General features: G+C 72.1%; 19 protein-coding genes. 4 read left to right on the top strand and 15 right to left on the bottom strand.

The window, feature by feature from the left end; all coding sequences use genetic code 11:
• Window positions 1-37 precede the first annotated feature (37 nt).
• Both ACIGQF_RS34845 and ACIGQF_RS34840 read right to left on the bottom strand, forming a co-directional pair.
• The gene (locus ACIGQF_RS34845; protein WP_399718920.1) at window positions 38-574 is read right to left on the bottom strand and encodes an alkyl hydroperoxide reductase; all 537 of its coding nucleotides are present in this window, start codon (window positions 572-574) and stop codon (window positions 38-40) included.
• A gap of 18 nt (window positions 575-592) precedes the next feature.
• Window positions 593-1,147, bottom strand: a complete 555-nt coding sequence (locus ACIGQF_RS34840) for a peroxiredoxin (protein ID WP_399718918.1) — start codon at window positions 1,145-1,147, stop codon at window positions 593-595.
• Window positions 1,148-1,277: 130 nt separating this feature from the next.
• Between ACIGQF_RS34840 and ACIGQF_RS34835 the strand changes: the two genes are divergently transcribed.
• Entirely contained in the window at window positions 1,278-2,237 is a 960-nt protein-coding gene (locus ACIGQF_RS34835; protein ID WP_399718916.1) for a LysR substrate-binding domain-containing protein, read from the top strand.
• Window positions 2,238-2,289: 52 nt separating this feature from the next.
• Here the strand turns inward: ACIGQF_RS34835 and ACIGQF_RS34830 are convergent, their stop codons facing one another.
• The 7 genes from ACIGQF_RS34830 to ACIGQF_RS34800 form a co-directional block, all read right to left on the bottom strand.
• Entirely contained in the window at window positions 2,290-4,701 is a 2,412-nt protein-coding gene (locus ACIGQF_RS34830; protein ID WP_399718914.1) for an ABC transporter permease, read from the bottom strand.
• Window positions 4,701-5,387: an ABC transporter ATP-binding protein gene (locus ACIGQF_RS34825; protein WP_399718911.1), complete on the bottom strand. Its 687-nt coding sequence runs from the start codon at window positions 5,385-5,387 to the stop codon at window positions 4,701-4,703. The genes ACIGQF_RS34830 and ACIGQF_RS34825 overlap by 1 nt, the downstream gene beginning before the upstream one ends.
• On the bottom strand, window positions 5,384-5,908 hold the full coding sequence (locus tag ACIGQF_RS34820; protein ID WP_399718908.1) for a PadR family transcriptional regulator: 525 nt from the start codon (window positions 5,906-5,908) through the stop codon (window positions 5,384-5,386). Before ACIGQF_RS34820 ends, ACIGQF_RS34825 begins: the two co-directional genes overlap by 4 nt.
• Window positions 5,909-5,993: 85 nt before the next feature.
• Window positions 5,994-8,396 (bottom strand): FtsX-like permease family protein, encoded by a 2,403-nt coding sequence (locus tag ACIGQF_RS34815; RefSeq protein ID WP_399718905.1) that lies wholly within the window; start codon window positions 8,394-8,396, stop codon window positions 5,994-5,996.
• On the bottom strand, window positions 8,393-9,079 hold the full coding sequence (locus ACIGQF_RS34810; RefSeq protein WP_399718902.1) for an ABC transporter ATP-binding protein: 687 nt from the start codon (window positions 9,077-9,079) through the stop codon (window positions 8,393-8,395). The genes ACIGQF_RS34815 and ACIGQF_RS34810 overlap by 4 nt, the downstream gene beginning before the upstream one ends.
• A gap of 143 nt (window positions 9,080-9,222) precedes the next feature.
• On the bottom strand, window positions 9,223-9,531 hold the full coding sequence (locus tag ACIGQF_RS34805) for a hypothetical protein (RefSeq protein ID WP_399718900.1): 309 nt from the start codon (window positions 9,529-9,531) through the stop codon (window positions 9,223-9,225).
• Window positions 9,528-10,484, bottom strand: coding sequence for an SPFH domain-containing protein (locus ACIGQF_RS34800; protein WP_399718897.1), 957 nt, complete (start codon window positions 10,482-10,484; stop codon window positions 9,528-9,530). Before ACIGQF_RS34800 ends, ACIGQF_RS34805 begins: the two co-directional genes overlap by 4 nt.
• A 268-nt stretch (window positions 10,485-10,752) precedes the next feature.
• Here ACIGQF_RS34800 and ACIGQF_RS34795 point away from each other — a divergent pair, with 268 nt between their 5' ends.
• The gene (locus tag ACIGQF_RS34795; RefSeq protein WP_399719083.1) at window positions 10,753-12,984 is read left to right on the top strand and encodes a transglycosylase domain-containing protein; all 2,232 of its coding nucleotides are present in this window, start codon (window positions 10,753-10,755) and stop codon (window positions 12,982-12,984) included.
• Between the two features lie 74 nt (window positions 12,985-13,058).
• Here ACIGQF_RS34795 and ACIGQF_RS34790 read toward each other — a convergent pair whose 3' ends face one another.
• From ACIGQF_RS34790 to ACIGQF_RS34765, 6 genes are all read right to left on the bottom strand, one after another.
• Entirely contained in the window at window positions 13,059-15,461 is a 2,403-nt protein-coding gene (locus ACIGQF_RS34790) for a SpoIIE family protein phosphatase (protein ID WP_399718894.1), read from the bottom strand.
• Between the two features lie 47 nt (window positions 15,462-15,508).
• Window positions 15,509-16,189: a class I SAM-dependent methyltransferase gene (locus ACIGQF_RS34785; RefSeq protein WP_361566745.1), complete on the bottom strand. Its 681-nt coding sequence runs from the start codon at window positions 16,187-16,189 to the stop codon at window positions 15,509-15,511.
• 280 nt (window positions 16,190-16,469) lie between these two features.
• Entirely contained in the window at window positions 16,470-17,162 is a 693-nt protein-coding gene (locus ACIGQF_RS34780) for a DUF402 domain-containing protein (protein ID WP_399718891.1), read from the bottom strand.
• Window positions 17,163-17,218: 56 nt separating this feature from the next.
• Entirely contained in the window at window positions 17,219-18,616 is a 1,398-nt protein-coding gene (locus ACIGQF_RS34775; protein WP_399718888.1) for a class II fumarate hydratase, read from the bottom strand.
• Window positions 18,617-18,821: 205 nt separating this feature from the next.
• Window positions 18,822-19,115 carry a hypothetical protein gene (locus ACIGQF_RS34770; RefSeq protein ID WP_399718885.1) on the bottom strand — a complete coding sequence of 98 codons (294 nt, stop codon included), beginning with the start codon at window positions 19,113-19,115 and terminating at the stop codon, window positions 18,822-18,824.
• A 296-nt stretch (window positions 19,116-19,411) separates the two neighbouring features.
• Window positions 19,412-21,085 (bottom strand): fumarate hydratase, encoded by a 1,674-nt coding sequence (locus ACIGQF_RS34765; protein WP_399718882.1) that lies wholly within the window; start codon window positions 21,083-21,085, stop codon window positions 19,412-19,414.
• Window positions 21,086-21,275: 190 nt separating this feature from the next.
• Between ACIGQF_RS34765 and ACIGQF_RS34760 the strand changes: the two genes are divergently transcribed.
• Both ACIGQF_RS34760 and ACIGQF_RS34755 read left to right on the top strand, forming a co-directional pair.
• A complete protein-coding gene (locus tag ACIGQF_RS34760) occupies window positions 21,276-23,285 on the top strand; it encodes a glycoside hydrolase (RefSeq protein WP_399718879.1) in 2,010 nt (669 codons plus the stop codon).
• Window positions 23,286-23,337: 52 nt separating this feature from the next.
• On the top strand, window positions 23,338-24,051 hold the full coding sequence (locus ACIGQF_RS34755) for a DUF1707 domain-containing protein (protein WP_399718876.1): 714 nt from the start codon (window positions 23,338-23,340) through the stop codon (window positions 24,049-24,051).
• The last annotated feature ends 19 nt before the right edge of the window (window positions 24,052-24,070 follow it).

Below are 24,070 nucleotides of genomic sequence, written 5' to 3'. Positions count from 1 at the left end.
ATGCGGGGGCCGGTCAGCCGGCCCGCAGCAACCGGTACTACTCGGCGGCCAGCGCCGCCTCCGCGTCAAGCGTGGTGCCGACCGCCTGCAGGACGGCCGCGATCTTGAAGGCCTCCTGGATCGTCTCGCGGTCCACACCGGCCTTGCGCAGGACCTGCTCGTGCGAGTCCAGGCACATGCCGCAGCCGTTGATGGCCGAGACGGCCAGCGACCACAGCTCGAAGTCGACCTTGTCGACACCGGGGTTGCCGATGACGTTCATGCGCAGGCCGGCCCGCAGGTTGCCGTACTCCGGGTCCGACAGCAGGTGCCGGGTCCGGTAGTAGACGTTGTTCATCGCCATGACGGCGGCGGCGGACTTGGCGGCGGTGTACGCCTCGGCGGAGAGGTTGGCCTTGGCCTCCGGCTCCAGCTCGCGCAGCACCTTCGGCGAGCGCGACGCGATGGCGCAGGCCAGCACGGTGCCCCACAGCTGCTGCTGCGGCAGATCGCTGTTGCCGATCACCGAACCGAGGTTCAGCTTGAGGTCCTTGGCGTAGTCCGGAACGGCGGACTTCAGGTCATCGAGAGCCATGTGCGTTCAGTCTCCCTTTCACTCGCCCGAGAGCAGCGCGACCGGGTCCAGGGTCTCGTCGCCCTTGCTCCAGTTGCAGGGGCACAGCTCGTCGGTCTGCAGGGCGTCCAGGACCCGCAGGACCTCCTTGGGGTTACGGCCCACGGAGCCGGCGGTGACCATGGTGAACTGGATCTCGTTGTTCTGGTCCACGATGAACACGGCACGCTGCGCGAAGCCGTCCTCGCCCTCGATGCCCAGGTCACGCATGAGCTCGTGCTTGGAGTCCGCGAGCATCGGGAAGGGCAGGTCGGTCAGGTCCGGGTGGTCCTTGCGCCAGGCGTGGTGCACGAACTCGGAGTCACCGGAGAAGCCCAGGATCTGGGCGTCACGGTCGGCGAACTCCTCGTTCAGCTTGCCGAAGGCCGCGATCTCGGTGGGGCACACGAAGGTGAAGTCCTTGGGCCACGCGAAGACGATCTTCCACTTGCCCTCGTAGGTCTTGTGGTTGATCTGCTCGAACTCCTGGCCCTTCTCCAGCGAGACACAGGCAGTCAGGTCGAACTCGGGGAACTTGTCACCGACAGTGAGCACGCGCACTCCTTGCAGGGTCGGAAATCCCTTTTGGGGCTTTCCTGGGGGTTGGACGCTGTCCACAGTGCCACAGTGAGCATTGATCAGGGAAATAGCTAGACTCGGGGGTGTTGATCGGAGGTGGTTATCAGTGGCCTCACCCACTACCCCGGCTGCCGGACGTCCCCGGCAGCCCTCGCTCTCGCAGCTCCGCGCCTTCGCCGCGGTCGCTGAGCACCTGCATTTCCGGGAGGCTGCCGCCGAGATCGGTATGAGCCAGCCCGCGCTCTCCGGTGCGGTCTCGGCGCTGGAGGACGCGCTCGGCGTCCAGCTTCTGGAGCGTACGACCCGCAAGGTCCTGCTGTCGCCCGCCGGTGAGCGGGTCGCGGCCCGGGCACGCACAGTGATGGAGGCGGTCGGCGATCTGATGGAGGAGGCCGAGGCGGCCCGCGCGCCCTTCACCGGCGTCCTGCGCCTCGGCGTCATCCCGACCTGCGCGCCGTACCTGCTCCCCGCCGTGCTGAATCTCGTCCACAGCACCTATCCCGACCTCGACCTCCAGGTGCACGAGGAGCAGACCGCCTCGCTGCTGGACGGGCTCGCGCACGGCCGGCTGGACCTGCTGCTGCTCGCCGTCCCCCTCGGCGTCGCGGGCGTCACCGAAGTACCGCTCTTCGACGAGGACTTCGTGCTGGTCGCGCCCAAGGACCACTGGCTCGGCGGCCGGGGCGACATACCCCGCGACGCGCTGCGCGAGCTGGACCTGCTGCTCCTGGACGAGGGGCACTGCCTCCGCGACCAGGCGCTGGACATCTGCAGGGAGGCGGGCCGCGAGGAGGGGGCGGCGGTGACGACGAGCGCGGCCGGGCTCTCCACTCTCGTCCAGCTGGTGGCCGGCGGCATGGGTGTCACGCTGCTGCCGCGTACCGCGCTGCGCGTGGAGACCGGCCGCAACGAGGCGCTGACCACCGGATACTTCGACGACCCGGCACCCTCCCGGCGGATCGCCCTGGCGATGCGGACGGGCGCGGCGCGGCAGCGCGAGTTCGAGGAGTTCGCCGCGGCGCTGCGCGAGGCCCTGCGGCCGCTGCCGGTACGCATCGCGGCCTGACGGCGGGCGCCCGGGGGACGCGCCCGCCGGCCGCCCCCCCCCGCCCGCTCCGTCACTCCGTACGCAGTCCGTCCGGGCGCATCATGCGCCACAGCGGCGGCAGGCTCAGCAGGGTGACCAGCAGGATCAGCCCGGCGCCGCTGCCCGCGAGGCCGGCGACCACCGGCCAGTCCACCTGGACGCCGGTCTTGTTCGTGGTCAGCAGGACCGTGCCGAGGCCGACGCCGGCGGTGACCGCCAGCCCCAGTCCCAGCACCACGGGGATCGCGGTCTGCCACAGCACCGACCAGCCCATCGTCGAGCGCGGGGTGCCGTACGCGTCCAGCACGGACAGCAGCCGTCGCCGCTCGCGCAGTTGCTCGACCGTGGAGACGATCAGTCCCGCGCCGATGAGCAGCAGGACCACCACGGCACCGACGTACACCGCGGTGCGCACCCCGGCGTACTGCCGGTCGTGCGGGTTGTCGATCGCGGACATTTCCCGCATCCCCGGGTTCGCGCGGAACGCCGCCGTGCGGATGCGCTCCACCGTGGCGGCCTCCCCGGCCTTGTCGTACCCGACGCGCAGCCTCATCTCGGGGGCCTGAAGCAGGGCGGGGGACAGGGCGCCGGGGGTGGCGAGGAGGTCGCCGGGCAGTTCCTCGCCGGGGCGCTGGACGGCCGTCACCCGGCGGGCCGAGTCCGGGACGGTCCACGGCCGGGGCGGGCCGGGCGTGGTGTAGCCGCCGGGCGGGTTCAGGTTCAGCCGGGCGCCGGGACGGATGAAGTCGGCCCGGTCGGCGTGGCTGCCGCGCGGCTCCGTCACGAAGACGTCGCCGTCCCGGCAGCTGCCGACCCGGGCCAGGCGCCGCAGTTCGGCGCAGTCGCCGACGGTCACGAAGGCGCTGTCGGAGCTGACGAAGCCGTCGGCGCCCCGGGTGCCGCGGTCGCCGGGCCGCCCCACCAGCGCGTCGACACTGCCGTGTGCCGAGGTCACGCCCGGTGTGTCGCGCAGCGCGGCCAGCACCTTCTCGGTCCCCCGCCAGTCGGCGGCGCTGCCGCTCAGCTCGATCACCTGGCGGGACGCGGTCTTCGCGTACGCGTGCGCGAAGCCGGCCTGGTAGGTGGTGAAGACCATGTGGATGGCGATCGCGCCGGCCACCGCGACGGTGATGCCGGCGACGGCCCGGTTGGCCGCGGCGCTGGACAGCTGGAGCCGGCGCACGGCCAGCTGCCAGGGCACCGGCCCGCCGTGCAGCCGCCCCACCACGGCCTCGACCAGCCAGGGCAGCAGCGTGGTGACCCCGAGGAGCAGCAGGGCCGAGCCGACGCCCAGCCGTACGGCGCGGAACCAGACCGGGTCCGGCGCCCAGATCAGCGACGACAGCAGGCCCAGGCCGGTAAGCGGCAGGACGAGACGCCAGGCGATGCGCCGCCGCCGTGCCGGGCGGTCGCGGACCACGCCCAGCGGCTCGGCGGTCACCGAGCGCTGCGCGAACAGCGTGACGCCGACGGCCACCGCCGGTACCAGTACGGCGATCAGGGCCGCGAGGGCCGGGGCCGGCACCACGTCGGCGGGGAAGACGTTGACGTCCCAGAGGGTGACGGCGCCGGCCGCCTGCCGCCCCGCGAGGAAGACCATCAGCCCCACGGCCAGGCCGAGCACGGCGCCGACCACCGCCTCGCCCGCGGCGATCCGGCGGGTGGTGGGGATGTCGGCGCCGACCAGACGGAGCGCGGCGAGCCGGGCCTCGCGCCGGTCGCTGCCGAAGCGCACGGCGGTTCCGACGAACACCATGACCGGCATCAGCAGGACCACGCACGCCAGGACGATGAGCAGGACGAGCCGGGTGCTCGGCGGCCGCGGGTCGAAGATCTTCCCGAAGCGGCTGATGCGGTACGACTCGCCCACCGACCGGTCGTCCATCCCCGCGACGAACGTCAGCTCCTGCGGGCCGAGCAGTCCGGCGTCGCCGATGGTGCCGACGGCCTTGTAGTCCAGGCGGTCGCGGAGCGGCCCGCTGCCGGGCTTCGCGAGCAGGTCGCGCAGGGCGGGGGAGACCACCATCTCGCCGGGGCCCGGGAGCCGTTGCAGCCCCGGCGGTACGGGCGGGTGGGCGCCGTCGGGCCTGACCAGGCGGCCGCGGACGGCGTCGCCGTGGAAGGAGGTGTCGGCCTGGGCGTAGCGGAGGGTGTGGTCGGAGGCGCGCGGCTCGTGCAGCTGGCCGAGGTTCTCGCGGGCCTTCTCCCGCCCGTGCCAGGCGTTGAGCAGCGTGGGGGCCGAGGCGGCGAGCAGCAGCACCGCGACGCCGATGCCCACGCCGACCGCGCTGAGCGCCGTACGGAACCAGCCCTCGCGGCCGCCGGTGACCGCGAACCGGGCGCCCAGGGCGAGATCGCGCAGCCAGGCGGCGGGACCGCCGGACGGGCGGTGGGGCGCGCGGCCGGACCGGCTGCCGGTGCCCCGCGTGTCGAGCAGGGCCATCACAGACCCGCCAGGAATTCCTTGACCCGGCCGTCGCGGACGGTGATCTCGCGGTCGGAGTAGGCGGCGACGCGGGCCTCGTGGGTGACGAGGACGACGGCGGCGTGGGTGTCGCGGGCGGCGTCGGTCAGCAGGGTCATGACGCGTTCGCCGTTGAGGGAGTCCAGTGCGCCGGTGGGTTCGTCGGCGAAGAGGACGCGGGGGCGGCCGGCGAGTGCGCGGGCCACGGCCACGCGCTGGCCCTGGCCGCCGGAGGTCTCGCCGGGGCGGTGGCGGGCGAGGTCGTCCACTTCGAGGCGGGTGAGCCATTCGCGGGCGGTGGCTTCGGCGGCCTTGCGTTTGGCGCCGTTGAGCCGGAGGGGGAGGGCGACGTTCTCCAGGCAGGTGAGTTCGGGGACGAGCTGGCCGAACTGGAAGACGAAGCCGAAGTCGGTGCGGCGCAGGGCGCTGCGCTCAGCGTCCGGCAGGGAGGTCAGCTCGCGGCCGTCGTAGTGGACGGTGCCGGAGTCGGGGCGGACGATGCCGGCGAGGCAGTGCAGGAGCGTGGACTTGCCGGAGCCGGAGGGACCCATGACGGCGACCACCTCGCCGGGGTGGACCGAGAAGTCCGCGCCGTCCAGCGCGGGAGTGCGCCCGTAGTGCTTGTGGAGTCCTTCGCCGGAGAGGACCGAGCCCTCCGGCGTCATGTGCGGACCGCCTGCGCCAGCTTGTCGAGGCGGGCCGCGGTCAGCTCCAGCCAGCGCAGATCGGCTTCGAGGTGAAACAGGGCGTGGTCGCAGATCAGCTGGTCGGCGAGGTCGCCCTTGCGCTTGCGCTCGGTCAGCCCGCGCATCAGCCGCAGATGCTCGGTGCGCTGGGTGTCCAGCAGCTCGGCGGCGTCCCGGCCGGTCAGCAGGGCGAGCACCACCTTGGTGTAGAGGGTGGACTGCAGGTACGGCTCGGGCTTCTCCGGGCGGTGCAGCCACTGGGCCACGTCGGTCACGCCCGCGTCGGTGATGGCGTACCGCTTGCGCTCGGGCCCGGCCCCGGCCTCGACGCCGTCCACCTCCACCAGGCCGTTCTTCAGCAGCCGGGACATGGTCGAGTAGACCTGTCCGTAGTGCAGCGGGCGGTCCTGGCCGAAGTGCTCGTCGAAGGCCCGCTTCAGGTCGTAGCCATGGCGGGGTCCGGACTCCAGGAGGCCCAGCAGGGTATGACCGATAGACATGCGACTCACTCTACGTCGTGGTGTGCGCTGCGTGTATACGTGCTGTGCATAGCGGGCGGAGCCGTCCGGCTCCGCCCGCACTGCCTCATTCCGTACGCAGCCCGTCCGGCCGCATCATCCGCCACAGCGGCGGCAGGCTGATGAGGGTGACCGCCAGCACCAGCGCGGCGCCGGTGGCGACCGGCGGCCAGAGCACCGACAAGTCCGGCGCCGACTTGCCGACCAGCCCCAGCAGGGTGACGCCCAGCGCGCTGCCGCCCGCGACGGCCAGCGCCAGCCCCAGCCCGACCGGCAGCGCGGTCTGCCAGAGCACCGACCAGCCCAGCGTCGTCCGCCGGGTGCCGAAGGCGACCAGTACCGACAGCAGCCGGCGCCGTTCGCGCAGCTGCTCCACCATCGAGATCAGCATGCTCGCGGCGATCAGCGCCATGGTCGCGGCCGAGCCGATCAGCAGGCCGGTGCGCACGCTCGCGTAGTTCTTGTCCCGCTGGAGGTTCTGCAGCGTGGAGACCTTCATCAGCGGGTCGATCCGGGCCGCGGTGTTGCGGACGTACTCGGCGGCGTCAGGCACCCGCGGGTCGGTCTTCACCATGGCGCGGGCGACGGGCGAATCGAGCAGCCCGGTGTCCACGGCGCCCGGGGTGGCGAAGATGCCGAACGTGGTGCGGCCCGCCGGGTCCTTGCGGGAGTCGACCGGACGAGCGGACTTCGGGAGGGTCCACAGCCGCGGCGGGCCGTCGGGCTTGTCCGTCGTGGCGTCCAGGTTGAAGATCACCTGCTTGCCGGGGCGCGCGGTCTCGCCGATGTAGTCGTCGGGGACCATGCCGGTGCTGTCGTGGACGATGAAGACGTCGCCGTCCCGGCAGGAACCCAGGTGCGCCATCTCGCGCAGCGAGGGGCAGTCGCCGACCGTGAACCGGGTGCGCGGGATGAAGTCCTCGCCCTTGCGCAGCGGTCCGGGACGCGCCGCGTCGGCCTCGATGCCGGCGATGATGCCGCGTACGCCCTCGGTCCCGCGGAACTCCTTGACCATCTGCCGGGTGGTGCCGACGTCCGCGGTCGGCAGCGACAGATCCAGCTGGGCCCGGCGCCCGTCCTGGCCGGTGACCTTCATGAAGTCCGCCTGGATCGCGCCGAGGAGCATCTGCAGGGCGATCGCGCCGGCCACCGCGACGGTGATCCCGCTGACCGCGCGCGCCGCGCCGCCGCCGGACAACTGGAGCCTGCGGACGGCCAGCTGCCAGGGCACGGGGCCGCCCGAGAAGCGGGCCACGACCGCTTCGACGGCCCACGGCAGCAGCAGCGCGAGGCCGAGCAGCACCAGCACGGTGCCGCTCGCGATGACGAATGCCGGGGCCGCCACCCCGTCCTTCTTGAGCGCCCTGGCCAGCAGCAGGATGCCGATGCCCGCGAGGGGCATCGGGAGCCGCCACCACATGCGCCGCCGCGGGGCCACCGTGTGCCGTACGACCCCCAGGGGTTCGATGGTCACGCCGCGCAGCGCGAAGAGCGTCACCACCACGGCGGCGAGCGGCACGGCGACCACGATCAGCGCGGCCAGGGCCGGTACCGGCGTCATGTCGGCGGGGAAGGCATTGACCTCCCAGACCGTGAACGAGCCGATGAACTGCCGCCCGGCCAGGAACATTACGGCGCCGGCCAGCAGCCCGCACACCGCGCCGAACAGCGCCTCGCCGGCCGCGGTCCGCCGCGTCGTCGCGGCGTCCGCGCCGATCAGCCGGAGCGCGGCCAGCCGCCGGTCGCGGCGCTCGCCGCCGAAGCGGACGGCGGTGGCGATGAAGATGGCCACCGGCATCAGCAGCACCACGCAGGCCACGACGATCAGGACGGAGAGCAGGGGGTTGAGCGGCTCGGGCTCGGAGTGCGTACCGAAGGACGCGATACGGTGCGCCGCGCCGCCGGTGAGGGTGTCACTGCCCGCGTAGTACGTCAGCTCGGCCGGGCCCACCAGCCCGGCGTCCCCGATGGTGCCGGTGATCCGGTAGTCCAGCCGGTCGCGCAGCAGCCGGCCTTCGGGGGAGGACAGCAGCTCGCGCAGGGCGGGGGAGACCACCATCTCGCCGGGGCCCGGCACTTCGGTCATACCGGGCGGGACCGGCGGCCGGGAGCCGTCGGGGCGCAGCAGCGTGCCGTGCACCGTGTCGCCGCGGTAAACGGTCTCGGCCTCGGCGGCCAGCAGGGTGTCGTCCCCGCGGGACACCGTCTTCGTGCTCTCCGGTACCTGGCGGGCGTCGCCGCGTTCCGCCCGGTTCTGCAGGAGGTTCGGCACGGACGTGGCGGCGAGCAGGAGGGCCACGCCCAGCCCGACGCCGACGGCGGTCAGCAGCGTACGGGTCCAGCCCTCGCGGCCGCCGGCGAGCGCGAAGCGCACACCCATCGACAGGTCGCGCAGCCGGACGGTGACGCCGGAGGGTGGGGCCGGCGCGTTCCCGGCGCGGACGCGGGACCGCTGGTCGGTGGTGCTCATGCGGTGCCCGCCAGTTCCCGCGCGGTGCCGTCGCGGACGACGACTTCGCGGTCGGAGTAGGCGGCGACGCGGGCCTCGTGGGTGACGAGGACGACGGCGGCGTGGGTGTCGCGGGCGGCGTCGGTCAGCAGGGTCATGACGCGTTCGCCGTTGAGGGAGTCCAGTGCGCCGGTGGGTTCGTCGGCGAAGAGGACGCGGGGGCGGCCGGCGAGTGCGCGGGCCACGGCCACGCGCTGGCCCTGGCCGCCGGAGGTTTCGCCGGGGCGCTTGCCGTGGACGTCGTCGACCTCCAGGCGGGTGAGCCATTCGCGGGCGGTGGCTTCGGCGGCCTTGCGTTTGGCGCCGTTGAGTCGGAGGGGGAGGGCGACGTTCTCCAGGCAGGTGAGTTCGGGAACGAGCTGGCCGAACTGGAAGACGAAGCCGAAGTCGGTGCGGCGCAGGGCGCTGCGCTCAGCGTCCGGCAGGGAGGTCAGCTCGCGGCCGTCGTAGTGGACGGTGCCGGAGTCGGGGCGGACGATGCCGGCGAGGCAGTGCAGGAGCGTGGACTTGCCGGAGCCGGACGGGCCCATGACGGCGACCACCTCGCCGGGGTGGACCGAGAAGTCCGCGCCGTCCAGCGCGGGAGTGCGCCCGTACGCCTTGCGCAGGTCGCGGGCGGCGAGCAGGGAACCGGCCGGTGTCATGCGCGGGCCTCCGGACGAACGGACGGGTGGGGGTGTTCCAAGAGCATGCGGAGCACACTACACGAGATGTATACATCGAGTGTATAGATGGGTGAGGGTGAGCCCCGAAGGCCGGTCGGGCCTTCGGGGCCGTTGCGCTCGGGTCACTCCTCGGTCGGGCCGTCCGAAGGTCCGGTCTCCTCGGACGAGCCGTCCGCGGGGCCGGTCTCCTCGGGCGCCGGTTCCGGGTTCTTCGGCGGCCGCCCCCGGCGCCGCATCGCCCCGGCGTCCTTGGGCAGCCGGCCCGCCTCCGCCAGCGTGCCGCGCAGCAGGAACTCGATCTGCGCGTTGACGCTGCGCAGCTCGTCACCGGCCCACCGCGCCAGCGCGTCGTGGACGGCCGGGTCGAGCCGCAGCAGCACCTGCTTGCGCTGCCGCGGCCGCCGCCCCGGTGCCCCGGGCTCCTCACTCACTGGTACAGCGAGCCCGTGTTCAGGACGGGCTGCGCGGCACGGTCTCCGCAGAGCACCACCATCAGGTTCGAGACCATGGCGGCCTTGCGCTCCTCGTCCAGCTCGACGATGCCCTGCTCGTTGATCCGGTCGAGCGCCGACTCGACCATGCCCACCGCGCCCTCGACGATCTGGTAGCGGGCCGCCACGACGGCGCCGGCCTGCTGCCGCTGGAGCATCGCCGAGGCGATCTCCGGGGCGTAGGCGAGGTGGCTGAAGCGCGCCTCGATGATCCGGACGCCGGCCGCCTCGACCCGCGCGGTCAGCTCGGCGGCGAGCTTCTCGGTGATCTCCTCGGCGTTGCCGCGGAGCGAGAGCGCGTCCTCGTCGTGCGCGTCGTAGGGGTACTCGATCGCGATGTGCCGGACGGCCGCCTCGGTCTGCGTGGCGACGAACTCCAGGAAGTCGTCCACCTCGAACAGCGCCTGCGCGGTGTCCTCGACCTTCCAGACGACGATCGAGGCCAGCTCGATGGGGTTGCCGTACGCGTCGTTGACCTTCAGGACCGCGGTCTCGTGGTTGCGGACCCGGGTGGAGATCTTGGTGGCGCTGGTGAGCGGGTTGATCCAGCGCAGGCCGTCGGTACGGATCGTGCCGACGTACCGGCCGAAGAGCTGGATGACCCGCGCCTCGCCGGGCGCCACCATCTTCACGCCGCCCATGCAGAAGAGCGAGACGAGCAGCAGTACGACGCCGACGACGATCAGCGTGACGCCGAGCGCCCTGCTGCCGCCCGAGGCGGACGCCCCGCCGAGGATCGCCAGCGCGATGCCGCCGATGAAGCCGACGACGGTCAGCAGCAGGCCGAGGCCGCCCGGGATGCTGTGTGCGGTGACCTCCCTGACCTGCGGCTCCGGCAGCTTCGGGGCGTCGGGATCGGTGGCGGCGGGCGGTGTGGGCGTGGAGTCGGACATGGGTCCCCCGTTCCGTACGGCACTCCGTGGCCGTACTCGTCAGCGTGCTTTCACTGGTCTAGCAAAGTGATAGCTATTTAAGCCCCTGGGTGGCGGCGGCGCAAGCAGCGGCCGGGCGCGATCGAGGGAAGCGTCGAACGGTTGCACAGGAATGGGGTGCTCATTGTCACGTCCGGAAAATGCTTGATCGATGAGTATGTGATGACACCAGGGGGTTAGCTTCGGAGGCTGGGTCAATGGGGGCGGAACGACTGGAGTGACGACAGAGATGGGCCGAGCCGAGGCGAGACGGGCGCAGAAAAGGGGCAGGCGCCGGGCGAAAGCGAAGAAACGCGGCGTGGGCCGCTTCTTCACCTTCAAGAAGCTGCTCGGGGCGTTCTTCACCGTCTGCCTGCTGGGCATCGTCGGCTTCGTCGGCCTGTACCTCTTCATCGACGTGCCGGCCTCCGCCAACGGCCAGGCCGCCGCGCAGAGCAACGTCTACAAGTACGCCGACGGCTCCGTCCTGGCCCGTACCGGCTTCAACCGCGAGAGCGTGCCGATCAGCGACATCCCCAAGGATGTCCAGCACACCTTCGTCGCCGCCGAGAACAAGTCCTTCTACAAGGACTCCGGCATCGACCTGAAGGGCACCACGCGCGGCATCCTCAACACCCTGCGCGGCCGGGGCAAGCAGGGCGGCTCGACCATCACCCAGCAGTTCGTGAAGAACTACTACCTGACGCAGGAACAGACGGTCAGCCGCAAGCTCAAGGAGATCGTGATCTCCCTGAAGGTCGACCAGAAGCTCGGCAAGAACGAGATCCTGGCCGGCTACATCAACACCAGCTACTACGGCCGCGGCGCGTACGGCATCGAGGCCGCGGCGCAGGCGTACTACGGCGTCCACACCCGCGACCTGACGGTCGCCCAGGGCGCGTACCTGGCCTCGCTGCTCCAGGCGCCCAGCCAGTACGACTGGGCGAGCGCCACCGACGCCGGCCGGAAGCGCGTGCAGGCACGCTGGAACTACACCCTCGACAACATGGTCGAGATGCACTGGCTCGACGCCGGGAAGCGGCAGGGCCTGAAGTTCCCCGTGCCGGACGACCCCAAGCCCAGCTCGGGCCTGAAGGGGCAGAAGGGCTACCTGGTCAAGCTCGCCGACCAGGAGCTGGAGAAGCAGGGCGTCACCGAGGAGGACCTCGCGGCCGGCGGCTGGACCGTCACCCTCGGCGTCGAGAAGAAGCGCCAGAAGGCGATGGAGTCGGCCGTCAAGGAGAAGCTGACCAGCAAGCTCGACCCGAAGGTCCGGGACGTGGACGCCGACGCGCAGGCCGGCGCGGTCTCCGTCGACCCCAAGACCGGCCACGTCGTGGCGATGTACGGCGGCAAGGGCTATCTGGAGCACTACCTCAACAACGCCACCCGCGCCGACTACCAGCCCGCCTCCACCTTCAAGCCGCTGATCCTCGCGACCGCCCTGGAGAAGAACTCCACCACCCAGGACGGCACGCCGATCAACCCGAGCACGGTCTACGACGGCACCAGCCGCCGGCCCGTCAAGGGCAGCGCCATCGGCTTCGCGCCGCCCAACGAGGACGAGAAGGACTACGGCCCGATCAGCGTCCAGACGGCCATGAACAACTCCGTCAACTCCGTCTTCGCGCAGATGGGCGTGGACGTCGGCCTGGAGAAGGTCCGGCAGACCGCCGGGCAGCTCGGCATGGACGCGGAGAAGATGTCGTCCCGCCCGGCCATGACGCTCGGCTCGATGGGCGCCAGCCCGCTGCAGATGGCCGGCGTCTACGCCACGCTGGACAACCACGGCAAGAAGATCACCCCGCAGCTGGTGACGCACGCGCAGCGCGGCGAGGAGGACCCGGTCGACCTGCCGGACCCGGTCGGCGGACAGGTCCTCAACCGGACGACCGCGGACACCGTGACCTCCGTGCTGACGGGCGTGGTCAAGGACGGCACCGGCACCGCGGTCCGCAACACCGACTACGACATCGCGGGCAAGACCGGTACCTCCGACGACAACAAGTCGGCCTGGTTCGTGGGCTACACGCCCCGGCTGGTCACCGCCGTCGGCCTCTTCGGCGAGGACGCGGACGCGCCGCACCCCCAGGTCACGCTCAAGGGCGCGGGCGGCGGCGGCCGCGTCAACGGCGGTGGCTACCCCGCGGAGATCTGGGCCGCCTACACCCAGAACGCGCTGGGCGACGACCTGACGGCCCGCTTCGACCTGGACACCGACATGGGCGCCGGCGTCGCCCCGCCGCCCAGCCCGACGCCGACCGAGACCGAGGAGTCCGAGTCCCCCTCGCCGTCCCCGTCGGAGACCTCCGAGTCCCCCTCGCCCTCGGCCTCCCCGTCGCCGAGCGAGTCGGAAACCAGCACGTCCCCCTCGCCCTCCACCTCCCCGTCACCGAGCGAGTCCGAGGACCTCCCGCTGCCCGGCGGGGACGAGGAGGACAACGGAAACGGAAACGGCAGGCACCCGATGCTGGGCGACTGACCCGGTCACGCCGTGCGGCCCCCGCCCTCTTCGGAGGACGGGGGCCGCACGCGTACGCGGAACCGGGCGGGCGGCTACTCCCGCCCCGGCAGCCGCCGTGCCACGGGCGGCATCGACAGCTCGAACCACACCACCTTGCCGGTGCTCAGGCGGGTCGCGCCCCAGCGCCGGGCCAGCCGGTTGACCAGGTACAGGCCCCGGCCGCCCTCGTCCGACGGGCGCGCCTGGCGCAGCCGCGGGAGCTGCGGCACGTCGTCACCGACCTCGCAGCGCAGTACGTCCGTGCGGAGCAGCCGCAGCGTGATGGGCCGCTCCGCATACCGTACGGCGTTGGTCACGACCTCGCTGACCAGCAACTCCACCTGATCCGTGAGCTCTTCGAGCCCCCAGCGCTGCAGGGCTCTTCGGGCCAGCCGGCGGGCCTGCCCGGCGGTCTGCGCCTTCGGGTCCAGATACCAGTACGCCACGTCGCTCGGCGCGATCCCGTCGAAGCGGGCCGCGAGCAGCGCGATGTCGTCGTCCCGGTCGCCCGGGCCGAGCATGTCCAGCACCTCGTCGCAGAGCGGCTCCAGCGGCGGCGGGTTCGGACCGGTCAGCCGGGCCGTCTCCGTCAGCCGCTCGCGCAGCTGCTCTATGCCGGTCCAGACGTCCCGTATCCGGGACTCCACCAGGCCGTCGGTGTACAGGACGAGGGTCGCCCCGGCGGGCGCGTCCAGCTCGACGGCCTCGAAGTCCACGCCGCCGACGCCGATGGGCGCGCCGGGCGGGACGCGCAGCACCTCGGCGCGGCCGCCGCGGTGCAGCATGACCGGCGGCGGATGCCCGGCGTTGGCCACGATGATCCGGTGCGCGACCGGGTCGTAGACCGCGTACAGGCAGGTCGCCATCCGGTCCGTGCCGAGCCGCTGGGCCTGCTCGTCGAGGTGGTGCAGCACCTCCTGCGGCGGCAGGTCGAGCCCGGCCAGGGTCTGCGCGGTGGTGCGCAGCTGACCCATGATCGCGGCCGAGGTCATCGAATGGCCCATCACATCGCCGACGACCAGGGCCACTCGGGACCCCGGCAGCGGGATCGCGTCGTACCAGTCGCCGCCGACCCGGGCGGTCTCCGCGGCCGGGAGGTACCGGCTGGCGAGCCGGACGCCGGTGGGCTGCGGGAGGGAGTCGGGCAGCATCGTGCGCTGCAGCGCGTCGGCGATGTACGCCTCGCGCCCGTACAGCACCGCCTTGTCCACGCCGAGCGCCGTGTGAGTGGCCAGCTGCGCCGCCACCAGCAGGTCGTCCGGCTCGAACGCGGGCCGGTCGGGGCGGCGCAGGAAGACCGCGGCGCCGATCACCCGGCGGCGGCCGCGCAGCGGCGCCAGGATGACGCGCTGGCCCGGCGGCATGCGGGTGCCGGTACCGAGCAGTTCGGGCAGCGCCGCCTGCGCGGCCTGCGCCTCACCGAAGAGCGGGCGCACCCCGCGCAGCACCTCGGCCAGCGGCCCGCCGGGCACGACCTCGGCCAGCTCGGCCGCCGACCCGCCCATCGCCGGGCCCAGGTCGGGCTGCGCGGGAAGGGTGGGCAGCCGGCCGCCGTTGGTGTCCGCCTCCTCGGGGATCCGGTCGGTACGCCGCAGCCGCAGCACGACGGGGCCGGCCGGCCGCTCGTCGCCCACCGGCAGCGGGTCGCGCAGATACACCAGGATCGCGTCGGCGAACGTCGGGACCGTCGCCCGGCACAGCCCGAGCACGATCTCGTCCAGGTCGATACCGCGTGCGATCCGCCGGGTGGCGGCGCCGACGAAGCGCAGCCGGTCCCCGCCGGGCTGCCGTGCCGGCATCGGCTCACCCCCCTCGGCCGGATGTGCCGAACGGGCCGGCGGCGCCTCCGGGCGCACCGGCTCCTCGGCCTGCCGGCGTGTTCCGCCGCCGTTCTGGGTGCTGCGGCCGCGCCGCGGCCCCGCGGGCGGTACCGCGGAGTCCTGCGGCCGCTGCCGGGCCCGGCCTTCGCCGTCCCGGGGCCGGCCGATGCCGCCCGGACCGCCGTTCTCGTGCGCGCCGGAGCCGCTGTCCGGCTCCTCGGCACGGGACCGTGCCCCGCCGTGCGTGGCACCGCGGTCCCGGGCCGGGTCGCCGACGGGCTCGCCGCCCGGCCCGCCGGCCTGGGTGTGGCCGCCGGCGCCCTGCGCGGCGTTGTGGTCCGCGGCGTCCGCGGTCCGCCGGTCCCGCTGGCGTCGGCGCTTCTTCCCGCTGCGCCCCGGGGGCGCGGGCAGTTCACCGGAGCCGCCGGTGCGCTCGGGCGGACCGGCCGCCACGGAACCGGGCAGGGCGGACCCCGGCAGGTCGGCAGGGGCGGGGCCGACGGGCCGCTGCAGGGCGTTGCGCGGATCGGCGGCGCCGTGCGCCGTCGTCTCCGGCAGCCCCCGCGGCGACATGGCCGGGGGCGCGGCCGGCAGGGGTGCCGGTCGCGAAGGGTGGGAGGTGGGGTGCTCCGTCACGCGTGGGATTCCATCCGTCCGGGGCTGCGCGCCGGGCGCGCTGCGTCTCAAGCGCGTCGCAGGTGCAGAAAGAGCTGGATCTCGGGTGGCACGTCCGTACTGGCCGGGGCATACGCATACGAGTCCTCCCCGGTGACTTCGAAACCCGCGTCGCGCACGACATGGCGCAAGTCGTCCCGCAGGTAACCCGATACCCGGATCGTGTTGCCCAGGAACGGAATCGGGTAGTCGTCCACGTCGGACTCGACCATCGACAGGGCGAGCAGCCCTTCCGGCCGCAGGAGTGAGTGCAGCATCCGCAGCGCGTACGGGATCTCCGCGCGCGGCAGCATCAGCAGGGAGAAGAACGCGGCGATGCCGTCGAACGAGCCGGGGCCGCCGAGCCGGCCGTCCCGCAGATCGGCGAGATCGAGGCGGTGGAACTCGGCGGCCGGAACGTTCTCCCGCGCCATCTCGATCATGGTGGCGGAGAGATCGACACCGACGACGTGGTGGCCGGCGCCGGAGAGCTGCTGAGCGGTGGGCAGGCCCGTGCCGCAGCCGACGTCCAGCACGCGGGCGCCGTCCGGCAGCGCGGCGGCGAGCCAGGCACCGGCGGCACGCTGCCCCTCCTTGTGGGGGAACGCGCTGTCGTAGGACGAGGCGATCGCGTTGAACGCCTCGGCCTGCCCGGCCCGGTCCAGTGCTAACCGGTTCAGGCCCTCGTACCCGTCGTAGCTGTCGCTCACGACCCCGCCCCTCCTGCGACCGCGGTCAAGTTCGGTTTCCAGTTCTGGAGTTGCGTCTGTGCCTTCTCGGCCTCTTGCGGAGGACGATCCTACGTTTGAACCCGTGGGGCGCAGCAAGGGGGCTCGCCCCTGAGCATGGCGCAAATGGGAACGCATGTTCCCCGAAGTCCCTGCAATTCGGACGGTTCCGTCAGCCTTGAGGCCCGCCGCTTCACTCCCGTGGGTGCGGATTCCGCACAAGCGGCCGCTTTTTGACGAGGGGTCGCTCACGAAGGGGCGCTCACGAGGGGGAGTGGCCGGACAGCCGGGCCCAGTCGTCCGGCAGCGCCGGCAGGGTCCACTGCGGGTCCGGCCGCCAGTGCTCCCAGCCGTCCGCGAACGGGGCGCCCCACTCGCCGATCCGCTCGACCGCGGCGCGGGCCGCCACCCGTACCTCCTCGGCCTGCGCGGTCGGCATCAGCCCGTCGGCCTGCGCCTGCGCGAACTCGTCCTCGTCCCGCCACTCCCAGTGCCGGTCCGGGTAGACCGCGATGTCCAGGAAGTGGTCCTCGGAGTCCACGCCGCCGGCCCAGCGGCGGCGCGGCTCCTCCAAGTTGACGTACCAGTTCTTGAACAGCCAGCCGCGCTCCCAGAAGAGCCACACCGACCACGGGTCGCCGGGCCGGGCCAGCTTCAGGACGCCGGTGCCGAACCAGCGGTCCCGCACCACGCGCCGCGGCTTGGTGTACCGGCTGGCCAGCGGCTCGCGGTGGACCGGCGTGCCGTCCGCGAGCACCGGCTTGACGCAGTCGGTGCCCGGCGCCAGCCACACGGCGAGCAGGTCGTCGGTGTCCTGGACGACGGTGACGGGACGGCAGATGTGAAAGCGGTCGGTGGCATTGCCGCGATAGCGCCACAGGATGTGCTCGCCGGGCACCCAGCGCGCGGTCCCGGACGTATGGCCATCCCTTGTCTCCACCGTATCCGCTGTCATGCGCAGATCTTAGGGGCGGAACCGCCGCACTGCCGTGACGTGGGCCGCAGCGACCGTCATGGATGCGTCATGCGCAACACGTCCAGGGCCTCGTCCAGCTGGGCCTCGGTCAGCGCGCCGCGTTCGACGTATCCGGACTCGATCACCACCTCGCGGATGGTCTTCCGCTCGGCCAGTGACTTCTTGGCCACCTTCGCCGCTTCCTCGTAGCCGAGGTACTTGTTGAGCGGAGTGACGACCGAAGGGGAGGACTCGGCGTACTCCCGCGCCCGCTCGACGTCGGCGGTGATGCCGTCGACCGTACGGTCCGCCAGCAGCCGCGAGACATTGGCCAGAAGTCGCACCGACTCCAGGACGTTTTTGGCGATCACCGGCAGCATGACGTTCAGCTCGAAGTTGCCCGCGGCGCCCGCCGCTGCCACCGTCGCGTCGTTCCCCGTCACCTGCGCGGCCACCATCAGCGCCGCCTCGGGGATGACCGGATTGACCTTCCCCGGCATGATCGAGGAGCCCGGCTGCAGATCCGGCAGCTGGATCTCCGCCAGCCCCGTACGCGGCCCGGAAGCCATCCACCGCAGATCATTCGCAATCTTCGTCAGCCCGACCGCGATCGTGCGCAGCTGGCCGCTGGTCTCCACGATGCCGTCCCGCGCGCCCTGCGCCTCGAAGTGGTTGCGCGCCTCGGTCAGCGGCAGCCCGGTGGCCTGCGCCACCTCCTCGATGACCGCGGCGGCGAAGCCGGGCGGGGTGTTGATGCCGGTGCCCACCGCCGTGCCGCCCAGCGGGAGTTCGGCGAGCCGGGGCAGCGAGGACCGCAGCCGCTCGGCGCCGTACCGGACCTGCGCCGCGTACCCGCCGAACTCCTGGCCCAGCGTCACGGGCGTGGCATCCATCAGATGCGTACGCCCCGACTTCACGACGTCCTTGAACTCCTCCGCCTTGCGCTCCAGCGCGGCCGTCAGATGGTCCAGGGCCGGGATCAGGTCGGCGGTCACCGCGGCGGTGGCGGCGATATGAATCGAGGAGGGAAAGACGTCGTTGGACGACTGGCTGGCGTTGACGTGATCGTTGGGATGCACGTCCCGGCCCAGCCGCTCCGTCGCGAGGGTCGCCAGCACCTCGTTGGTGTTCATGTTGGAGGACGTGCCGGAGCCGGTCTGGAAGACATCGACGGGGAAGTGGTCGTCCCAGCGGCCGTCGGCGACCTCGGCCGCGGCCTCCTGGATCGCCCGGGCGACGTCCTCGTCCACCACCCCCAGCTCGGCGTTGACCTTGGCCGCCGCGGCCTTGATCCGGGCCAGCGCCTCGATGTGCGCCCGCTCCAGCCGTTGCCCGGAGATCGGAAAGTTCTCCACCGCGCGCTGAGTCTGCGCCCGCCACTTGGCGCCGGCCGGGACCCGTACCTCGCCCATGGAGTCGTGCTCGGTCCTGTACTCGGTAGTGCTGTCGGTCATCGTGGGTGCACCTCCATGACGGCCAGCATCGCGCGGATCTTCCCTATTCCGGCACCGGCGCTCCGGCGACGTACTCGTCGTCGTCACGGAAGACATCGGCGGGCCCACCACCGAAGGCTGCGCGGCCGAGCCAGCGGTACAGAGTCGTCGCACTCGGCGACGCGCTGCCGTTCCGCGGGGGCCAGCGGCACGTCTCGCAGCTCGGTCATTCCGCCTGATCCGTGACGTCGCCCGCTTCCTCGGCGAAGACCTCGTGGACGTCGGCGGCGGTGATGGCCCGGAGGAACCAGCGGTTGAGGAGCTCCAGGTCGCGGCAGTCCGCGACGCGTGCGTGCTCCTCGGCGGAGATCACGAGCCCCCGCGTGTGCAGCACTTGGAGAAGGTCCTCGGCCTTCCCCTTCACCGCTCCCTCCTGACGGCCTTCCTCGCGGCCCTGATCGCGGAATCCCTCCGCGACCCAGGACCGGCTGTTCGGGAGATCGAAGAGCTGGGTTCCCATGAGTTCCCTCCAGAGTTCGGCCGCGGGGCTGCCGCTCATGCCGTTGGTGATGAGGTCGGCGTAGACAGTGAGGGCGTCGTCGTTCGTCGCCTACTCTGCGGACAGTCACCGAGGTTGGCCCGGGGCCGGGCAGTCCCAGCAGATCGAAGGCTCAGGCACTGAAGTCAAGCCGCTGGCATATGCCTACGGGAAGGCGTATGCCAGGAACTCACCCGTACGGGGAAGCCGGTGGTTGATGCGCTGAGGGCCCGGCCATGTCCGGCCGGGCCCTCGGTGTGAGGCGTGGTGCGGGGCGGTCAGCTTCCAGCGCGGACCGGAATGCTGGTGAAGGTCGGGGCGGGGGCCGGGTCCTGGAAGAAGTCGTTGCCCTTGTCGTCCACGACGATGAAGGCCGGGAAGTCCTCGACCTCGATGCGCCAGACCGCCTCCATGCCCAGCTCCTCGTACTCCAGGACCTCGACCTTCTTGATGCAGTCCTGGGCGAGGCGGGCCGCCGGGCCGCCGATGGAGCCGAGGTAGAAGCCGCCGTGCGCGTGGCAGGCGTCGGTGACCTGCTTGGAGCGGTTGCCCTTGGCCAGCATGACCTTCGAGCCGCCGGCCGACTGGAACTGCTCGACGTACGCGTCCATCCGGCCGGCCGTCGTCGGGCCGAAGGAGCCGGAGGCGTAGCCCTCGGGGGTCTTGGCCGGGCCCGCGTAGTACACCGGGTGGTTCTTCAGGTACTCCGGCATCTCCTCGCCGGCGTCGAGGCGCTCCTTGATCTTCGCGTGCGCGATGTCGCGGGCCACGACGAGGGTGCCGGTGAGCGAGAGGCGGGTCTTTACGGGGTGCTTGGTCAGCTCGGCGAGCACGTCGTCCATCGGGCGGTTCAGGTCGATCTTCACCGCGTCCAGGTCGGGGCCCGCGCCCTCGGTCAGCTGCTCCTCCGTGGTCTCCGGGAGGAAGCGCGCCGGGTCGGTCTCCAGCTGCTCCAGGAAGACGCCCTCGGCGGTGATCTTCGCGACGGCCTGGCGGTCGGCGGAGCAGGACACCGCGATGGCGACCGGGCAGGACGCGCCGTGCCGGGGGAGACGCACCACGCGCACGTCGTGGCAGAAGTACTTGCCGCCGAACTGCGCGCCGATCCCGATCTTCTGCGTCAGCTCGAAGACCTTGTCCTCCAGCTCCTTGTCGCGGAAGCCGTGACCGGTCGGCGAGCCCTCGGCGGGCAGCTCGTCGAGGTAGTGCGCGGAGGCGTACTTCGCGGTCTTCATGGCGTACTCGGCGGAGGTGCCGCCGACCACGATCGCGAGGTGGTAGGGCGGGCAGGCGGCCGTGCCGAGCGAGCGGATCTTCTGCTCCAGGAACTTCATCATGGAGGCCTCGTTGAGGACCGCCTTGGTCTCCTGGAAGAGGAAGGACTTGTTGGCCGAGCCGCCGCCCTTGGCCATGAAGAGGAACTTGTACGCGTCACCGTCGTTCGCGTACAGCTCGATCTGGGCCGGCAGGTTCGAGCCGGTGTTCTTCTCGTCCCACATGGTCAGCGGGGCCATCTGCGAGTAGCGCAGGTTCAGCTGCGTGTACGCGTCGTAGATGCCGCGGGAGAGGGCCTCCTCGTCGCCGCCCTGGGTGAGCACGTTCTGGCCGCGCTTGCCCATGACGATCGCGGTGCCGGTGTCCTGGCACATCGGGAGCACGCCCGCCGCCGCGATGTTCGCGTTCTTCAGCAGGTCCAGCGCGACGAAGCGGTCGTTGGCCGAGGCCTCCGGATCGTCCAGGATCTTCCGCAGCTGCGCGAGGTGGTCCGGGCGCAGGTAGTGCGCGATGTCGTGCATCGCCTCGGCGGCGAGCTTGCGCAGCGCCTCCGGCTCGACCTTGAGGAACGTCCGACCGTCGGCCTCGAAGGTGCTGACACCCTCCGACGTGACGAGGCGGTACTCGGTCTTGTCCTCGCCCGTGGGCAGGAGGTCGGTATAGGCGAATTCCGGCATTACGGATAATCCTCACTGGACGGTGACTTCGCTGTCATCAACGGCAGCCTCAACACCTTAGAACCCCTTACGGGCGTCGCGGCTGTGAGGTAAGGCTCACCCGGGCCCACTCGCGGCCGTTCCGGTGCCGAGCCCGCCTCCGGGGCGCTTCTTAGATCTCCCTTAGAAACCCCGCGCACAGTGCCGTCGCATGACACGTTTCCTGAAAGCTGCGACAGGCTCCCGGAAGCGGCGGGCCGTGCTCGCCGCGCTGGCCGGGACCGCGCTGACCGCGAGCACGTTCACGGCCCTCCAGGCGTACGCCGGGCCCGCGGAGCCCGGTGACGACGGCGGCGCGGTCGCGCTGCGGATCAAGGGCGGCGAGGCGCACGTGGACCCCCGCACCCTGCGGATCACCGCCCGTACGGCGAGCGGTGCCGAGTCCGAGCTCTCCGCGGCGGCGGGGGAGTCGCTGGGCACGGTTTCCCGGGTGACCCGCAGCGGGTCGACCGCGCGCTGGTCCTATCCCGACCGCGGCCTCGACGTCTCGGTGGCGGCCCGCGACGGGCGGCTGGTCGTCCGCATGCACGCCAAGAAGGACGGCAGCATCGCCTGGCCCGCCGGAGGCGCCGCACAGCCGCGGGGCACGGCCTACGAGCTGCCCCGCGGGGAGGGGCTGCGGATCCCCGCTGCCGACACCTTCTGGAACTCCGGGAAGGCCGGGCTGACCGGCGCGGACGGCATCGACCTCAAGGACCTGACGATGCCCTTCTGGGGCACCACGGCGGGCGGCCACGGAGTGAGCACCCTCGTCCCCACCGACCTGGGCACCAACCTGCGGTTCGTCTCCAGGGACGGGAAGCTGCGCACCGCCGCCTCCCACGACTTCCGCCGCGCGGACGGCACGGACGACTACACCGTGGCCTTCTCCCTGACCGACGGCTCGCCGGTCGCGGCGGCCAAGGACTACCGCCGGTACCTCGCCTCGAAGGGGCAGCTCGGCAGCCTGAAGGCGAAGATCCGCAAGAACCCCGAGGCCGCCAAGTTGATCGGCGCCCCGCACGCCTACGTATGGGGCGACGGCCGCAGCAAGGAGACCGTCGAGCGGCTCAAGAAGCTCGGCGTCTCCCGGATGTGGCTCGGCTACGACGCCGACGGCGAGCCGATGACCAAGGAGGCCGTCGCCGCCGCGCAGCAGGCGGGCTACCTGGTCGGCCCGTACGACAGCTGGGACAACGCCCAGGACCCCAAGAGCGCCGACACCAGCGTGGCGAAGTGGCCGGACCGGCTGTGGCCCGACGGCTGCGTCCACGACGCCGACGGCAAGCCGGAGGGCGGCTTCGGCGGCCGCGGCTGCTACCTCAGCTCCCAGGCGCTCGCCGACGCCGAGCCGGGCCACCACTACCTCGCCGGCCGCGTGCGGGACATGTCGGCGAACGGCGTGCACAGCTACTTCCTGGACGTGGACGCCACCGGCGAGCTGTTCCGCGACCACACGCCCGGTCACCCGATGACGCAGGCCGGGGACCGGGCGAACCGTCTTGAGCGGATGCGCGGGGTCTCCGACGGCTCCCTCGCCGGCGGCCGTCCGTTCGTCCTCGGCTCCGAGTCGGCGGGCTCCTGGGCGAACCAGGTGCTCGACTTCAGCCACGGCTCCAGCACGCCGGTCCACGACGGCCTGTGGAAGGCCGAGCGGGACAAGGAGACCTGGGGCGGCTACTGGCCCAAGGGGCGGCCCGGCATGTTCTTCAAGGAGGCAGAGCTCGACGCGTCCGTCGCCAAGGCCATGTTCGACCCCGCGTACCGGGTGCCGCTGTACGAGACGGTGCTGCACGACTCGGTGGTCAGCACCGACCGCTGGGAGCTGTCCCTCTACAAGCTCCCCGAGCAGAAGCGGGACCGCGCGCTGCTCGCCATGCTCTACAACACCCCGGTGAACCTCGCGCTCGACGGCAAGGTGCTGGACGCGCACGGCAAGGAGATCGCGGCGATGCAGCGGTTCTTCGCCGGCCTCCAGAAGGCCGCGGGCACGGAGGCGATGACGGACTTCCGCACGCTCACCGCCGATCGGAAGGTGCAGCGGACCACCTTCGGCGGCAGCGGCGGACTGAAGATCACCGCCAACTTCGGCAGCACGGCGTACCACGGCCTGCCGGGCGGCTGCGTCCAGGCCACGAGCAGGGCGCACCCCGCTCCCCAGCGGTTCTGCCCGGAGAGCTGAGGCCTGCGCTGTCCCCTGGTCGCGATCTATCGCGTTTCGCTACGCTGTTGAGGTGGACGCATCAGACAACGGGGGACAGCGCCCCGCACCCGTGGAACTCACCAAGCCCGCGCCGGCCCCGCCCGCCGACGCCGGGCTCCGTGCCTCCGACGCCGACCGGGACCGGATCGCCGGGATCCTGCGCGAGGCGCTGGCCGAGGGGCGGCTGGACGCCGAGGAGCACGCCGAGCGCATCGACGGCGCCTACCGGGCCAAGACCATGGGTGAGCTGGAGCCGCTGATCAGCGATCTGCCGGCGGCGCGGGAGGCGGCGGGCACACCTCCGGCGGCCGGTGCGGCGTACGGCCCGGAGTCCGCCGCCGGCCCCGGGGACACCCGTCTCGTCGGGGTCTTCGGCGCCGCGGTCCGCGCGGGCCGCTGGCGGGTGCCGGGCCGGCTGATCGCGGTATCGGTCTTCGGCTCGGTCGAGATCGACCTGACCGAGGCGATCTTCACGCAGCAGCACGTGCACATCAACGCCACCTCGATCTTCGGCAGCGTGGACATCCGGGTGCCGGAGAACGTGACGCTGCGCGGCAGCGGTTCCGGCGTGCTCGGCTCCTTCGAGATCCGGACCGACGAGTCGGACGACCCGGCCGCCCCGGTGATCACCGTGGGCGGCTTCGCCGTGCTCGGCAGCGTCGAGGCGAAGCCGAAGCGCGGCAAGTGGGTGCGGGACCTGCACAGCATGCTGCGCGAGCGCCGGCGCCGGCACCTGGGGCACTGAGTCGCTGCCGGTCCGCAGA

This window comes from Streptomyces sp. NPDC053560 (assembly GCF_044544605.1).
Lineage (GTDB): Bacteria > Actinomycetota > Actinomycetes > Streptomycetales > Streptomycetaceae > Streptomyces.
The sequence above is the reverse complement of the archived record's forward strand: the minus strand, read 5'-3'. Positions and strand labels throughout refer to the sequence as shown.